The organism is Gordonia desulfuricans NBRC 100010, assembly GCF_001485495.1.
Classification (GTDB): domain Bacteria; phylum Actinomycetota; class Actinomycetes; order Mycobacteriales; family Mycobacteriaceae; genus Gordonia; species Gordonia desulfuricans.
In genome coordinates this window covers 1-15,487 of record NZ_BCNF01000028.1, presented here as the reverse complement: position 1 = coordinate 15,487, position 15,487 = coordinate 1, and the positions used below count along the sequence as shown (strand labels likewise).

Here is a 15,487-nt window from a genome sequence, read left to right as displayed (position 1 = left end):
GGATTATCGAGCTGTGCTCGGCGGGGTTTCGGCTTGACTTGTCAACGGAGCGTTGCTGTTCGGGGTGGTTGTGATGGCGAGTTCGGCTGTCTGAGGTTTCGACTCGACTCGTCGCTTCGCTCCTCGTCGGCTCAACCACCAACAACCAGTGGATGATCGAGCTGGAGCAACTTCGCTGATTGAGCCGGGACCGAGCCGAGTGGGCGAGGACCCGTGTCGAAATCTCCGTAGCGCGGCCATGGCCTGTCGCCACCTCGTTCGATGTGCTCCACGTCACTCTGGCTGCTATCCTAACAAGAATTCATTTCACTTTTGAAGGTCGGGCGGCGGGGGCCGGCCGGGTTGGTTCTTGGAGGCATCATGAGCGTCATCGACACCGGCACACGGCGTGACCTGCCGTCCATGCTGGAGCGGATGACCCTGATCGTCGACGCCTTCGACGGTCCGACGCAGCGGCTCACCCTCGAGGAGGTCGCCGACCGCACGCGTCTGCCGCGGTCGACGGTGCATCGGATCCTCGACCAGCTGGTTCGGCTCGACTGGATGGAGCACGTGTCGTCGGGCTACCGGATGGGGTGGCGCGCCATCGGATTCGGTGGCCACGCCGGTCACACACCGTTACGGGAGGCCGCCGCGCCGATCCTGCACGACCTGCACATCCAGACCGGGATGGTGGTGCACCTGTCGGTGCTCGACGGTGGCGAGAGTTTCTACCTCGACAAGATCGGCGGGCGGGCGGCCACATCGGTGCCCTCGCGGGTGGGTGGCCGCGTCCCCGCCTACTCCACGGCCTGCGGCAAGGCGGTGCTGGCCTGGACCGATCCCGAACGGGTCGACGCACTGTACCCAGAGCAGCTCAACCGTTACACCGGGCGCACCATCCCGGATCTTCCTGCGCTGCACCACGAACTCAACCGCATCCGACAGCGCAACGGCCTGGCCTTCGAGTACGGTGAGTCGTTGCGCGGGATCGGTTGCGTGGGTGCGGCCGTCCGCGGCCCCGACGGTCCGGTGGCGGGCATCTCGCTGTGCGGTGATGAACAGCCGCTGCGCCTGAGGCAGGTCGCGCCGCTCGTGGTGCACGCGGTTCGCGTCCTCACCCGCGCCCTGTACCCCGACGCGATCGGCCGGCGCCGCGCTCGTGACCAGGTGGGCCCACCGATGGCGGAACCGGGGTCGGCGTGGCCGCCGAACACCCTCGACCACCTGCTCGCCGACCCCTGCCAATGGCTGTGACACCAGACGACTACTGTTCGCGAAGGGGTCCACAGAAGACCAGGAGGATGACCGGTGCCCAGGATCGCCGAGGTCAGGGATGCGGCCGAACCGAATTCGGAAGGCCAACGGGCACGCCATGTCCGCATGCTCGCGGCGGCCTCGGAACTGGCCACCGACCACGAGCTCGCCCGGGTGCAGATGCAGGAGGTCGCCAGGCGCGCCGACGTGGCGATCGCGACGCTCTACCGCTACTTCCCGTCCAAGACCCACCTGTTCGTCGCGGTGATGCTCGAGGAGATCCGCCACATCCAGGAAGCGCTCGAACGCAGGCCGCCCGACGGTGTGGTCGGCACCGATGCGATCTATGCGGTGCTGGTGCGGGCCACACGCTCGCTGCTGCGGCGACCGCTGCTCGCGAATGCGATGATCCAATCCAACGCCAGCGCGAACTCGGCCGTGGTGCCCGACACCGCGAAGGTCGAGCAGGAGTTCTGGGCGATCCTGCTGACGGCAGCCGGGGTGAGCGAACCCACCGACGACGACAGCACCGCCGTCCGGCTGCTCACCCAGTTGTGGCTCGGTGTCCTGCAGTCATGCCTCAACGACCGCATCACCGTGCCCGACGCCGAGGCCGACATCCGGTCGGCCTGCGACCTCCTGCTGGTGCGGATGTCGGTGCACACCACCGGCTGACGAACGACGGTGTGCACCGACCGGCTCACGCCTGGATTCGACGCCGCATGATCTTCCCGGTTGCATTGCGGGGCAACACCTCGTCGGTGATCCGCCACTGCGTGGGAACCTTGAAGTAGGCCAGCCGTTCGGCTGCGAACTCGCCCAACTGCTCCGGGGTGACCTCGGCCCCGGGATGTAGAACCACCACCGCGGCCACCTCCTGGCCGAGATCGGGGTGGGCGACCCCGAGGACGGCACACTCGGCCACATCCGGGTGCTCGTCGAGGCACTGCTCGATCTCGGTGGGATAGATGTTCTCCCCGCCGCGCAGGATCAGATCCGACCGGCGCCCCGACAACCGCAGACGCCCGTCCTCCATCACGCCGTGATCGCCTGTGCGCAACCAGCGTTCGGAGTCGATCGCCGCACGGGTCGCCGACTCGTCCTCCCAGTAGCCGAGCATCACGAACGGGCTGCGGACACACACCTCGCCCTCGACTCCGTCGGCGACGGGGACTCCCAGCGGATCGCGGATCTCGACGTCGACGGTGATGATCGGCCGGCCGAGCGTGCCGGGAAAGGCGGCGATGTCGAGCGGGGTCGCCACGGACACGGCGGTGCTGAACTCGGTCAGGCCGTAACTGTCGACCAGAGCATTGCGGGCAAAGGCGAAGGTCTCCTGCAACCGCCCCTTGAGGGCGATCGACGACGGCGCCGACGCCAGCGCGAACGCGGTCAGCGACGACAGGTCGAAGCGGTCGGTGTCGGCGACCTCGAGCAGACGTGCCGCCATCGTCGGTACCGCACCCCAGTTGGTGACCCGCTCACGCTCGATGAGGGCCAGCACGGTCTCGGCGTCGAAGGCACCCCGGTTCATGATCACCGCACCGCCGGTCGCCAGGCGCGGCACCACCAGGTTGTGCAGGCTCGCGATGTGGAACAGCGGCGAGGTCAGCAGGTGTCGGGACCTACTCGGAGTATCGGGATCGTATGTGCGCCCGCAGAACTCGTCGATGACCGCGTCGTTGAGGCGTTGATAGTCGACGACGGCGAGCAGATTGCGCTGCGAGTGCAGGGCACCTTTCGGGCGGCCGCTGGTCCCGGAGGTGTAGAGGATGACCGACGGATCGTCCTCGTCCACCTCGACCGTCGGCATCGGAGAGCCGGTGAACTCGACGATGAGGGCGGGCAGATCCTCCTCCATCGTCAGCACGGTCACCGAGTCGGGGAGTTCGGGCAGTGCGCTCGCACGCTTGGCGTCGACGACCAGGATCGTGGGCCGGCTGTGGTCGACGGCGTAGGCCGTCTCGCGGGGCGTCCACCACGCGTTGAGGCCGACCGTCACCGCACCCAGCGCCTGCGTCGCCCAGAACGCGGTGACCCATTCCGGGGTGTTGGCGGCGAGGATGCCCACCCTGTCGCCGGGGGTGACGCCGTAACGGTCACGCAGTGCGGTGGCCAGCGCCGCCACGGCCCGGGCGTGCTCGAGATAGGAGATGCGGCGGTCGGCGGTGACGATGTAGTCGGCGGCTCCCCAGCGCAACGACCGCGGCAGCAGGTCGGCGACGGCGCGCAACCGGTTCTTCATCACCGGGATCGCCGGACCCAGGACGGGTTCGGTGACCAGCTCGAAGGCGCCGTCCGGGCCGGTCGGACGGGCCATCGCCTGCCCGAATGCCACGGCTGCGTCGGTGGAAGCGGTCATGGTGAGCCTTTCGTCGGGGATGCGAATCCGCCACAAAATCTCACACCCGAGACGCTCACGGCGGCCGGTACCACTGAGTGGGACCTGGCCGGTGAGAAAACTCGGGACGGGCCCGAACGTCACGTCGAAACCGTTATCCGCCACCACTTTCAGACCAGGACCGGCCTCGGCCGGGACCCGCGCCGGGGCCCGCGGGCAGCCCTGGGGACCCAGGATGTGCCCGCGGGGCCTCGGCCGGCGCGGCTACATCCCGGCCGGCGGATGGCCGAGGCAGAAGATGGCGCCCATCGGGTCCTTGAGCGCGGCGAGCGTGCCGTAGGGGGTGTCCTCACCCGCCATCAGGATCTCGGCGCCCAGCTTCTCGGCGGCGGCGACGGTGGCACGGACGTCGTCGACGCAGATGTACACCTGCCAGAACGACGGCACCTCGGGTGGGTACATCCCGGCGGCATCCATCACCCCGGCATAGGCGGTGTCACCGAAGAACAACTGCGAGTAGCGATCCGGGCCGGGCTGATCGGGATCGGACTTGGCGATCACCTCGTCGGTGCGGGCGCCGACCACCTCGGCGTAGTACGCCAAGGTCTTGTCGTAGTCCTTGCTGTGACACTCGAACCAGTACGGGGAACCGTGCACACCCCACTCGGTGAACCCCCTGTGCTCGTTGGGCTTCCAATAGCTGATGGCAGCACCGGCGGCGTCGAGGGTGACCATCATCGTCCCGGCGGGGCCCACCTCCATGGGCGGTACGACGACGGTTCCGCCCGCGGCCTCGGTGTTCTTCGCCGTGGCGTCGAGGTCCTCGGAATGCAGATACACCGACCACACGTTGGGTGGTCCGCCCGCCTCCTGCGTGTACGGGCTGAGCCCGGCGACGTATCTCCCGTGGGTGGTGAAGTTCTGGTAGCCGCCCATCTCGGGATTCGGCGGTGCGTCCACGTCCCAGCCGAAGAGTTCGTGGTAGAAGTCGGCGGCCTTCGCCGGATCGCTGCTCATCAGGTCGAACCAGATCGGCGCGCCCAGCGGCGCGGAGTACTCGGACATGGCAGGTCCTCTCGAGTCGGGGTGTGACATCAGGATTGACCTCCAGGGTCGTCGGAACTCATCGGTGTCGCGCGCGAACCCCCGAATTCGCGACATGCGTGAGGAAGTCGCGGGCCGCTCCGGCCTCGGGCCGGTTACCGCCGAGCCACACCGCACGCAACGACCGGCGTAGGTCGACGCCGACGACGTCGACGGCGACCAGTCGTGACCCGACGTCGTCGCGGACCGACAGATCCGAGAGCACGGCCGGCCCGGCACCGGCGATCACCGCCGACCGCACCGCCGCGGTGGTCGACAACTCGAGGACCGGTTGCGGCCGCACGGTGTGCTCACCGAGCGCATGGGCCAGGGCGTGGTCGAGGACAAGGCGTGTGCCCGAACCGAGTTCACGGGTGACCAGCGGGGTGACCGCCAGTTCGGCGGCGGTCACCGGACGGCGTCGTCGGGCCCACGGATGGGTGGGCGGCACCACCAGCGTGAGACAGTCCTGGGCGACGACGCGGCTGCGTACGCCCGCCGCCACGGCGGGGCCCTCGACGAAGCCGAGTTCGACGTCCCCGGCGCGGACCATGTCGCAGGCGCGTTCGGTGTTGGTGGCGGTGAACGACACCTTCGGCGGTTCGCCGCCGGTGGTGTCGGCGGCGAAGGACACCAGCCAGCGCGGCAGCAGGTGCTCGGCGATGGTGAGGCTGGCCGCGATCCGCAGCTCCCGGCGGCGCTCGTGGCGCAGGGCGGCCAGACCGGTGTCGAACTCGCCGGCCAGCGCCAGCAGCCGGGCCGCCCATTCGGTGACGATGGTGCCGGCCTCGGTCAGTGTGGTGCCGGTGGGGGAGCGGTTGAGCAACGACACCCCGAGTCGGGTCTCGAGGGCGCGCATCCGCGTCGACACCGCCTGCTGGCTGATGCCGAGTTCGGTTGCGGCAGCATTGAGACTGCCGCTGCGGGCCACGGCGACCAGGGTCTCGAGGGATGCCAGATCCGGCATCCGGGCGGAGAGGGACACCCGGACAGGTTACAACCATCAGTTGTAGCCGTTGCAGAAGATTGGTCTCTACCGGGACGGCGCCCCGACGGCGAGGGTGGAGACATGACCATCACCGCACCGCGACTGCGTGCCGCACGGCGAATCCGGCCCACACCGCTGCCGGTGCGCCCGGAACGCTTCGCCCACCTGCCGCCCAACTGGTTCGCGGTGGTGATGGGCACCGGGATCATCGCCGTGGCCGCCCACGGGATGCCCGGGCATCCGGCCTACCTGACGCCGGTCGCGGTGGTCTTCTGGGTGCTGGCGTGTGTGGTGTTCGTGCCGGTGGCCGGGGCGACCGCCGTGCAGTGGCTGCGGCACCCGCACATCGCCCGCGGCCATCGGCGGCATGCGGTGACCGCCCACTTCTACGGCGCGGTGCCGATGGCCACACTGACCGTCGGCACCTCGACCCTGGTCGGTGGCTCGACGGTGATCGGGCACGACACCGCACTCGTCATCGACCTGGTGTGCTTCGGCGTCGGCACGGTCGGCGGTGTGATCACCGCGGTGACCATCGGGGTGCCGCATCTGCTCGGCCGGCGCGGTGACCGCACCGAGGCCTTCGGCGGCTGGCTGATGTCGGTGGTGCCGCCGACGGTGTCGGCGTCGTCGGCGGCCCTGCTGGCCGCGACCGTCACCCCGGCCTGGGCCCGGTGGACGCTGATGGCGGTCGGCGTCGCATGTCTGCTGTGGTCGATCGCGGTGTCGGCGCCGATCCTGGCGATGGTGTTGCGACGGCTGGTCACCGGCGGGGTCGGGGCGGCGCCGATGGTCCCGACCTGGTGGATCGTGCTCGGTCCGCTCGGCCAGTCGGTCACCGCCGCCGGTCTGCTCGCCGTCGCACCCGCCGGCCTGGTCGACCCGGCCACCCTCCGCCTGCTCGATCAGCTCGCCGTCGGCTACGCCGTCCCGGTGTGGTCGCTGGCGCTGGCGTGGATCGGGATCGCCGCCGCGGTCACCGCGCACACCGTGCGATCGGGGATGCCGTTCGCGCTGACGTGGTGGTCGTTCACCTTCCCGGTGGGCACCTTCGTCACCGGGTCGAGCGTGCTGGCCGCGGCCACCGGCCTGGCGGTCTTCGCGGTGGTCGCCTGGGTCGCCGGGGTGGCGCTGCTCGCGGCCTGGCTCGTCGTCGCCGGTCGGACACTCGCCGGACTGGCTGCCACCGATGGACGCCCACACCGCTGACGCCCACACCGCCGACGCCCACACCGCCGACGCCCGCACCGCGGGTGGCAGGCTGGAGGGATGACCGAGACACGTTCTGTCCGTGACCGCATCGCGGTGGCCCTGTGGCCGGCGATGGTGGTCGTGGGGCTGCTCATCGTCGCAACCTCCCAGGTCACCTGGGGTTATTCGAATGAGGGAGTGGGCCTGCGGATCGGTGGACTCGGCGGTGTGGGCGCCAGCTCGGCCGCACGTGAGGACGTCGAGGCGTTCTTCGCCGACCACACCCAACGGCCGGGACTGGTCACCCTGGCGATGGGACTGGTGATCGTGGTGGCCGCCGTGGTCGCCTGGTGGCGGCCGTTGCGCGCCAAGCGCGGCGTGCAGGTGGGTGCCGCGGTGATCGGTGCACTGGCGGCGATCGTGACCGTCATCTGGTCCGCGGTGGTGCTCGCCGACCCGGCGGGCCACCTGTTCAGCTCGACGATCATCGACGCGATGGACCTGCCCAATCCGCTGTTGCAGCCGGGCTGGGGACTGATCGCGACCCTCGTCGTCGGCGTGCTCGCCCTGATCGGTGCGGCGACGGCCGCAGTGTTCGCCGTCGGTGGCCGGCACCCCGACGACGAATGGTCGGCGATCGACGCCCCGGACGGCCCCGATCCCCGGCAGTCCTGATCGGCTCAGGTCCTGATCACCAGTAGCCGTCGGGATCGACCTCGGGGGATTCGGCCGGGATGATGCCCTCGGCCACACCGTGGTCGATACTCGCCGACAGCCTCGGGCAGGTCCGCATCATCGCCGGGTTGCCGCCGATCCGGCGGATCTCGTCGAGCACGTCGCACCGTGCGCGGGCGGCGGTGTTCCACTGCACGCTGGTGTGGTGTGGGCTGGTCTTCTTGACCATCACACAGGCATGGCACGACCGGCATTCGATCTCGGTCATCCCGCCACGCAGATAGTGGTCGCGGTCGCGGGCGGTGGCCCGGTGGACACGGTCGGCCCGCTCGGGATCGCCGCTGAAGTCGGGCGCCTTGGCCCACCCGGTACCCCCGACGGTGGAGACCGTCGGGGTGTCGATGTCGTCGATGGCCCGGGTCATCGGACTCAGACCCGCGTCTCGGTGGATTCGGCCGATTCCGCCGCGGCGGCCGCGGCCTCCTCTTCCTGGCGGCGCCGGATGTTCTCCTGCACCTCGATGTTCCAGCTCTCGACGGCCTTGGTGGTGTCGATCTCGTACTCGAAACGCTGCGTCATCTCGTCGGTGACGTCGGCCTTGTCGACGTAGAACTGCTCGTACCAGCGGCGCAGCTGATAGACCGGGCCGTCCTCCTCCACGAGCAGCGGGTTGTCGATGCGGGTCTTGTGTTTCCAGATCTCGACGTCCTGCAGGAAGCCCACCTCGATACCGGCGGTGATCTTCTGCGCCATCTTGGCGCCCTGCTCCTGGGTCAGGCCCTCGGGGATCTTCGCCATCACGCCGTACATCAGCACGAACGAGTTGGCGTCGATCGGATAGTGGCAGTTGGTCAGGATGGTCTCCACGGCGTAGCCGCCGTAGTACTGCACCATCGGATTGAGCATGTAGGACGGCCCGTAGTAGGCGGCGATCGACTCCAGGCGGGTGTCGCCGTAGGCGGTGCCCAGCGAGATGTCCGGGCGCCCATGGGAGTTCATGTACTGGGCGGCGGTCTCACCCTCGAAGACGTTCTTGAAGTAGTCCGGCAGGGCGTAGTGCACGTAGAAGAAGTGTGCCATGTCGACGACGTTGTCGATGATCTCGCGGCAGTTGGAGCCCTCGATCACGATGCGGTTCCAGGTCCAGGCGGTCCACTGATCGGTGCCGACCTCGGTCAGCTCGGGGATGATCGACTCCCCCGGCGGCGCGTTGCCCTCCGGATCGTTGTAGACGAAGACCTGACCGTTGCGGACCATGGTCGGCCACGCCCGGGTCTTGGCGAGCTTGGGATTGCGCTTGGCATAGGGCACGCCTGCGCACCGGCCGTTGCCCTTCCACAGCCAGCCGTGGAACGGGCAGGCGACGTTGTCGCCGCGCACATTGCCCTGCGAGAGGTCGCCACCCATGTGCCGGCAGTACGCGTCGAGGATCTTGATCTCGCCCTGGGTGTCGGCCCAGACGACCAGCTTCGTGCCGAAGATCTCCACCGAATGGGGCTTGCCGTCTCGGAAGTCGTCGACGAGGCCCAGGCAGTGCCAGCCACGTGCGAACCGTGTCGGCGGGGTGCCGGTGTCGATCTCGCGGACCCCGGTGTCGGCTGCTCCGCCCGGTCCCGACGTGTGCTGCGTGATGCTCATCGGATCACTCCTGTACTCGGTGCCGGCGCCGTCCAGGTGGAGATCCACTGACCACCACACAGAGGGCGGTGGGGTCGGCGCGCGTTGGTTGTCATCCTCTCCGGATACTAGAACATGTTACAAAAAACGCACCGGATGTGGGGTCCGAAGGGTTGAATGGGGCAGGAAAGGGTGCAAAGTCCCAGTACTCGACATAAATGAGAACGTGTTCTAGTCTCGGATCCGTACCCGCAAACAACCGGGTGGTGCACACCACACGACGAGAACAGGAATGGGTGACATGCCACGTCAGCGCAGTGAGGCCGCCGAACAGGTCCTGGAAAAGATCAACGCACTGCTGCCGGAGATCGAGCAGCGCGCCCAGCAGACCGAGGATCTCCGACGGATTCCCGACGAGACGGTGTCCAGCCTGGAGGGTGCGGGCTTCTTCCGGCTCCTGCAGCCCGAGCAGTGGGGTGGCCTGCAGGCCGATCCGGTGACCTTCTACGAGGCGGTCCGACGCCTGGCCACCGCATGCGGATCCACCGGCTGGGTGGCCGGCATCATCGGCATCCACAACTGGCATCTTGCCCTGTTCGACCAGCAGGCGCAGGAGGATGTGTGGGGTGCCGACACCTCGGTGCGCATCTCGTCGTCGTATGCACCGATGGGTATGGGCGAGGTGGTCGACGGCGGCTACAAGGTGAACGGCAACTGGGCGTTCTCCTCCGGCTGCGAGATCGCCGACTGGACCTTCGTGGGCGGTCCGGTGTTCAAGCGCGGCAAACCCGTCGACTTCGTCAGCTTCTTGATCCCGCGCTCGGACTACACCATCAAGGACGTGTGGAATGTGGTCGGGCTCAAGGGCACCGGCTCCAACACCCTCGAGGTCAAGGATGTCTTCGTGCCGACCCACCGGGTGCTGAGCATGCGCACCATGGCCGAGTACCGCAGCCCGGGCCTCGAGCGCAACACCGCGCCGGTCTACAAGATGCCGTGGGGCACCATCCATCCCAGCACCATCTCCACCCCCATCGTCGGCATGGCCTACGGCGCCTACCACGCCCACGTCGAGCACCAGGGCAAGCGGGTGCGCGCCGCCTACGCCGGGGAGAAGTCCAAGGAGGATCCGTTCGCCAAGGTCCGGATCGCCGGTGCCGCCAGTGACATCGACGCCGCATGGCGTCAGCTGTCGGGCAACCTGCAGACCGAGTACGACCTCATCCTGGCCGGCGAGGAGATCCCGATGGAACTGCGCCTGGCCGCCCGCCGCGACCAGGTGCGCGCCACCGCCCGCGCCATCTCCTCGATCGACTCGCTCTTCGAGAACTCGGGAGCCGGTGCGCTGAACAATGATTCGCCGATCCAGCGGTTCTGGCGCGACGCTCACGCCGGCCGCGTGCACGCCGCCAACGACCCCGAGCGCGCCTACGTCGCCTTCGGCAACGGGGAGTTCGGGCTCCCCGTCGGCGACACGATGGTGTGACGCGCACCGGATCGCCGATTCCCCACCCACTTCAGGAGCAACAGATGACCGACTGTCCGATCAGGTCCCTCGGCTACATGCGCATCGAGGCGACCGACGTCGCCGCGTGGCGTGAGTACGGACTCAAGGTCCTCGGCATGGTCGAGGGCAAGGGCACCACCGAGGGTGCGCTGTACCTGCGTATGGACGACTTCCCGGCCCGCCTGGTGATCGTCCCCGGCGAGCACGACCGACTCTCGTCGTCGGGCTGGGAATGTGCGAACTCCGCGGCCCTGCAAGAGGTCCGCGACCGATTGTCGGCGGCCGGCGTGGTCTACCGGGAGGCCAAGGACACCGAACTCGTCGACCGCTGCGTCGATGAGATGATCATCTTCACCGACCCGGCGGGTAACACCCTCGAGGCGTTCTGCGGTGTGGCACTGCAGCATCGGCGCATCGTCAGCCCGTACGGCCACAAGTTCGTCACCGGCGACCAGGGCCTCGGGCACGTGGTGCTGACCTGCTCCGACGACAATGCGGCCCTCGAGTTCTACCGCGACGTTCTCGGTTTCTCCCTGCGTGATTCGATGCGACTGCCACCACAGGCCGTCGGTCGCGAGGAGGGCGACGAGGTGCCGTGGCTGCGGTTCCTCGGCTGCAACCCACGCCACCACTCGCTGGCCTTCCTGCCGATTCCCAACTCCACCGGCATCGTGCACCTGATGGTGGAGGTGGAGAACTCCGACGACGTCGGTCTCTGCCTGGACCGCGCGCTGCGCAAGAAGGTGCCGATGTCGGCGACCCTGGGCCGTCACGTCAACGACCTGATGCTCTCCTTCTACATGAAGACACCCGGTGGCTTCGACGTCGAATACGGCTGTGAGGGAAGGCAGGTCGACGACGGCGACTGGGTGGCCCGGGAGAGCACCGCGGTCAGTCTGTGGGGTCACGACTTCACCGTCGGATTCCGCAACGGGTAGCCGTGGACACCGCGACGATGAATGCTGCGACACCCGGGGCCGACGGATTCCACCCCGCCACACCGTTCGGGTCCTCGGACTTCGATTCCCGGCAGTTCCGCACCGCGATGGGGCAGTTCTGCACCGGCGTCACCGTGATCACCACCCTCGACGCCGACGGCCGGCCGGCCGGATTCGCCTGCCAGTCGTTCGCGGCGTTGTCCCTGGACCCGCCGCTGGTGCTGTTCTGCCCGCAGAAGACCTCGCGGACCTGGGCGGTGATCGAGCAGCGCGGGGCGTTCTGTGTCAACGTGCTCGCCCACCGGCAGCAGGATGTGAGCGCCAGCTTCGGTGCACCCCGTGAGGACAAGTTCGCCGGGGTGGCCTGGGACCCGTCGCCGTCGGGGCTGCCGGTGATCCGGCACTCGCTGACCTGGGTGGACTGCACCATCGAGAACGTGACCGACGGCGGCGACCACCACATCGTCATCGGCCGGGCGCAGACGCTCGGAGACGTGTTGCAGGACAAGCCGTTGCTGTTCTACCGCGGCGGCTACCTGTCCACCGAGCATCCGCGCGTCACCCCCGCCCAGGCCGAACTGGAGAACTTCCTGACCTGGACCGGAGGGGATACGTGGTTGTGACGCCACCCGACGGGGTGACCGCCCCGTTCACCGCGGCGATCGCCGAGGCGGAGACGCTGATCGCATCGGCGCCGTTCGTCACCGGCGAGCAGGATCTGGCCGAGGGATACGACTACCTCGCCGGGTCCATCTCGGCGATCCTGCACCTGGTCCGGGCGCGCAGCCTGAGCCACCCGGTGTTCGTCACCTCCACCGGCCCGTATTCCAAGATGGGCCTGGACAATCCGGACACCCTCTACTATCACGCCGACATCGAACCGTCGGGCACCTACCGGGTGCGTGGCCGGCGGGGCACCACCACGGATCTGAGTTTCCAAGTGCTGCGGGGCGACTACTCGCCGACCGAGGTACCCGGCGGTGCCGACGCCTTCGACGACCGCCGTGTCCCGGTCGCCGCCGACGGCGGCTTCGAGCTGACCTTCGGCCCGGCCGAGGCGATCGAGCCCGGCCCGTCGTCGTTCCCGCTGGGGGAGGGGGCCTCGATGCTGGCGGTGCGCGAGGTGTACTCCGACTGGTCCGAACGCAAGGGCGACATCACGATCGAACGTGTCGACACCGTGGGGTCGGCCCCCGACGAGCCCGATCTGGAGCGTGTGGCACGCCGCTACCGTACCGCCGCCAAGATGCTCACCGCGCGAATCCACACCTGGTTCAACTTCCCCAAATGGTTCTATCTCGACGAGCCGGTCAACACCTTCACCCCGCCGCGGCCGACACCCGGTGGGCTGTCCACCCAGTTCTCGTCGGTGGGACACTTCCGCCTCGCCGACGACGAGGCGATGGTGATCACCGTCCCGAGATCCGATGCGCCCTACCAGGGATTCCAGCTCGGCAGCATGTGGTACATCTCGCTGGACTACGTACACCACCAGACCAGCCTGAACTCTGCTCAGGCACAGGTCGATCCGGACGGGATGATCCGGATGGTGGTGTCACACCGAGACCCGGGGATCGTCAACTGGATCGAGACCACCGGCCGGCGCACCGGAATCCTGCAGTTCCGCTGGCAACGCACAGACACCCCGATCGGTCCCGAATCGGGGCCGAGTGCGCAGGTCGTCGATATCGGGGACGTGGCCGCGCACCTGCCGTATCTCGACCACAACCGGATCGACGCCGAGGGATGGGCTGAGCGAATCGCGCTACGGCAGAGGGGTTTTGCTGCGAGGATGTTGGGATGAGCTCAGAGCTGCTCGCAGGCAAGGTCGTGGTGGTGTCGGGGGTGGGACCAGGGCTGGGTAGGTCGATATGCCTGCAGGCGGCGGCCGCGGGGGCTGCTGTGGTGCTGGCCGCCCGCACCGAATCCCGGCTCACCGACATCGCCGCCGAGATCGAGTCCGGCGGCGGGCGATCGCTGGTGGTGCCGACCGACATCACCGACGACGACGCCGTCACCGCCCTGGTGGCCGCGACCCTCGCCGAATACGGCCGGGTGGACGTCCTGGTGAACAACGCCTTCGCCCTGCCGTCGATGAAACCGTTGGCCCGCACCGACTTCGACCAGATAGCCGCCGGACTCGACCTCACGGTGCTCGGCACCCTGCGGGTGATCAAGGCGTTCACCGAAGCGCTCGCCGAGACCGATGGCGCCATCGTCAACATCAACTCGATGGTGATCCGGCACTCCGAACCGCGGTATGGCAGTTACAAGATCACCAAGTCGGCGATGCTGGCGATGTCGCAGACCCTGGCGACCGAACTGGGCGACAAAGGAATCCGGATCAACTCGGTGGCACCCGGATACATCTGGGACGACCAGCTCAAATGGTACTTCGGCGAGGTCGCGACGAAGTACGGCATCACCCCCGAGCAGGTGTACGAGCAGACCGCGTCACGGTCGGACCTGAAACGACTACCCGAACCCGACGAGATCGCCGACGCGGTGGTCTTCCTGGCATCGCCGCTGGCCCGGGCGATCACCGGACACACGCTCGACGTGAACTGTGGGGAATACCATGACTAGTGCGCGGACCAGCGTCGGAACCGTCGACGATCTCCACGAATCAGCCACCCGTGCAACCGGACTCGACGACTTCGGGGACGATTCCTATCGTGAGCCGCTGCAGATCCTGCTCGATTCCTACCGTACCGAGGCCGGTCTCACCGAGGCCGGCAGCAAGATGTTCCGCTTCTTCCTCAAGGGAGCATTGATCGCGCGGCTGCTCAGCGAGGCGTCGTGGCAGGCCAACCCGGGGTACGCCGACGTCGAGATCACCCGGCCGGTCTTCGTGACCGGCCTGCCGCGCACCGGCACCACCGCCCTGCACCGGCTGCTCACCGCCGACCCGGGGCATCAGGGACTCGAGATGTGGCTGTCGGAGTTCCCGCAGCCCCGTCCGCCCCGCGAGACCTGGGCCGAGGACCCGGTGTTCCGGCAGATCAATGCGGGCTTCGAGCAGCACCACGTCGACAATCCCGAGTTCATGGGCCTGCACTACATGAATGCCGCCGAGGTGGAGGAATGTTGGCAACTGCTGCGGCAGAGCGTCATGTCCATCTCGTACGAGTCACTGGCCCATGTGCCGAGCTACTCGCAGTGGCTGGCCGGGCAGGACTGGACGCCCGCATACGCACGGCACCGGCGCAACCTGCAGCTGATCGGATCGAACGACCCCGGCAAGCGGTGGGTGCTCAAGAACCCGAGCCACCTGTTCGCCCTCGACGCCTTGATGGCGACCTATCCGGATGCACTGGTGATCCAGACGCATCGGGCGCCGGAGACGATCATCGCGTCGATGTGCAGTCTCGCCGAGCACGCCACACCCGGGTGGTCGACCACCTTCGTCGGCGAGCAGATCGGGCGATCCCAGCTCGAACTGTGGTCGCGGGGTTTGCGCGAGTTCTCCGCGGCGCGGGCACGATACGACCAGAGTCAGTTCCTCGACGTCGACTTCACCGACCTGCGGACCGACCCGTTCGGCGTGGTCGAGCAGGTGTATGCGGCGCTCGGTACCGAACTGTCGGAGGATGCGAGGGCGGCGATGACCGCCCTCGACGAGGAGAGCCGTTCCGGGGAACGCAAACCCCAGCATCGGTATCAGCTGTCGGATTACGGCCTCGACGAACAGCAGGTCGCGGCCGCGTTCGAGGGAGCGTGACCGTCGAACAGGGTTGTCGACTCGACTTGTCCACGGAGAGTTGATGATTGATCCGGGACCGAGCCTTGTTGCTGATTGAGCCGGGACCGAGCAGGAAGGGCGAGGACCCGTGTCGAAATCTCCGCAGCTGACGTCGGGTGGTGGCCACGTCTGTGGTGGTTGCGTTGGCGAGTTCGGCCGTCTGAGGTTT

15 protein-coding genes are annotated in these 15,487 nt (G+C 68.0%); 10 read left to right on the top strand and 5 right to left on the bottom strand.

The window, feature by feature from the left end:
• Positions 1-360: 360 nt before the first annotated feature.
• Both GD1_RS04680 and GD1_RS04675 read left to right on the top strand, forming a co-directional pair.
• Entirely contained in the window at positions 361-1,236 is an 876-nt protein-coding gene (locus GD1_RS04680; protein ID WP_059035991.1) for an IclR family transcriptional regulator, read from the top strand.
• 54 nt (positions 1,237-1,290) lie between these two features.
• Positions 1,291-1,911, top strand: a complete 621-nt coding sequence (locus GD1_RS04675; RefSeq protein WP_059035989.1) for a TetR/AcrR family transcriptional regulator — start codon at positions 1,291-1,293, stop codon at positions 1,909-1,911.
• A gap of 25 nt (positions 1,912-1,936) precedes the next feature.
• Here the strand turns inward: GD1_RS04675 and casG are convergent, their stop codons facing one another.
• The 3 genes from casG to GD1_RS04660 all read right to left on the bottom strand — a co-directional run bounded on the left by casG (position 1,937) and on the right by GD1_RS04660 (position 5,627).
• Positions 1,937-3,598, bottom strand: coding sequence for a steroid-24-oyl-CoA synthetase (casG, locus tag GD1_RS04670; RefSeq protein ID WP_059035987.1), 1,662 nt, complete (start codon positions 3,596-3,598; stop codon positions 1,937-1,939).
• A gap of 243 nt (positions 3,599-3,841) precedes the next feature.
• A complete protein-coding gene (locus GD1_RS04665) occupies positions 3,842-4,642 on the bottom strand; it encodes a VOC family protein (RefSeq protein WP_059035985.1) in 801 nt (266 codons plus the stop codon).
• Between the two features lie 58 nt (positions 4,643-4,700).
• On the bottom strand, positions 4,701-5,627 hold the full coding sequence (locus GD1_RS04660; RefSeq protein WP_059035983.1) for a LysR family transcriptional regulator: 927 nt from the start codon (positions 5,625-5,627) through the stop codon (positions 4,701-4,703).
• A 102-nt stretch (positions 5,628-5,729) separates the two neighbouring features.
• On the opposite strand from GD1_RS04660, the gene GD1_RS04655 reads away from it, so the two are divergent.
• Both GD1_RS04655 and GD1_RS04650 read left to right on the top strand, forming a co-directional pair.
• Entirely contained in the window at positions 5,730-6,857 is a 1,128-nt protein-coding gene (locus GD1_RS04655; RefSeq protein ID WP_059035980.1) for an SLAC1 family transporter, read from the top strand.
• A 60-nt stretch (positions 6,858-6,917) separates the two neighbouring features.
• Positions 6,918-7,514 carry a hypothetical protein gene (locus tag GD1_RS04650; RefSeq protein ID WP_238403535.1) on the top strand — a complete coding sequence of 199 codons (597 nt, stop codon included), beginning with the start codon at positions 6,918-6,920 and terminating at the stop codon, positions 7,512-7,514.
• 16 nt (positions 7,515-7,530) lie between these two features.
• Here the strand turns inward: GD1_RS04650 and GD1_RS04645 are convergent, their stop codons facing one another.
• Both GD1_RS04645 and GD1_RS04640 read right to left on the bottom strand, forming a co-directional pair.
• A complete protein-coding gene (locus GD1_RS04645) occupies positions 7,531-7,938 on the bottom strand; it encodes a hypothetical protein (RefSeq protein ID WP_059035978.1) in 408 nt (135 codons plus the stop codon).
• Between the two features lie 5 nt (positions 7,939-7,943).
• Positions 7,944-9,152, bottom strand: coding sequence for a 3-ketosteroid-9-alpha-monooxygenase, oxygenase component (locus GD1_RS04640; RefSeq protein WP_059035995.1), 1,209 nt, complete (start codon positions 9,150-9,152; stop codon positions 7,944-7,946).
• Positions 9,153-9,432: 280 nt separating this feature from the next.
• Between GD1_RS04640 and hsaA the strand changes: the two genes are divergently transcribed.
• The 6 genes from hsaA to GD1_RS04610 are packed head-to-tail and all read left to right on the top strand — an operon-like array spanning position 9,433 to position 15,297.
• Positions 9,433-10,617 carry a 3-hydroxy-9,10-secoandrosta-1,3,5(10)-triene-9,17-dione monooxygenase oxygenase subunit gene (gene hsaA, locus GD1_RS04635; protein ID WP_020789940.1) on the top strand — a complete coding sequence of 395 codons (1,185 nt, stop codon included), beginning with the start codon at positions 9,433-9,435 and terminating at the stop codon, positions 10,615-10,617.
• Between the two features lie 44 nt (positions 10,618-10,661).
• Entirely contained in the window at positions 10,662-11,576 is a 915-nt protein-coding gene (gene hsaC / locus GD1_RS04630; RefSeq protein ID WP_053778238.1) for an iron-dependent extradiol dioxygenase HsaC, read from the top strand.
• Positions 11,577-11,593: 17 nt separating this feature from the next.
• Positions 11,594-12,199: a 3-hydroxy-9,10-secoandrosta-1,3,5(10)-triene-9,17-dione monooxygenase reductase subunit gene (hsaB, locus tag GD1_RS04625; protein WP_053778272.1), complete on the top strand. Its 606-nt coding sequence runs from the start codon at positions 11,594-11,596 to the stop codon at positions 12,197-12,199.
• Positions 12,190-13,380 carry a hypothetical protein gene (locus tag GD1_RS04620; RefSeq protein WP_053778239.1) on the top strand — a complete coding sequence of 397 codons (1,191 nt, stop codon included), beginning with the start codon at positions 12,190-12,192 and terminating at the stop codon, positions 13,378-13,380. The genes hsaB and GD1_RS04620 overlap by 10 nt, the downstream gene beginning before the upstream one ends.
• Positions 13,377-14,162 carry an SDR family oxidoreductase gene (locus tag GD1_RS04615; protein ID WP_020789947.1) on the top strand — a complete coding sequence of 262 codons (786 nt, stop codon included), beginning with the start codon at positions 13,377-13,379 and terminating at the stop codon, positions 14,160-14,162. Before GD1_RS04620 ends, GD1_RS04615 begins: the two co-directional genes overlap by 4 nt.
• Positions 14,155-15,297 (top strand): sulfotransferase family protein, encoded by a 1,143-nt coding sequence (locus GD1_RS04610; RefSeq protein ID WP_020789943.1) that lies wholly within the window; start codon positions 14,155-14,157, stop codon positions 15,295-15,297. The genes GD1_RS04615 and GD1_RS04610 overlap by 8 nt, the downstream gene beginning before the upstream one ends.
• Positions 15,298-15,487: the final 190 nt, after the last annotated feature.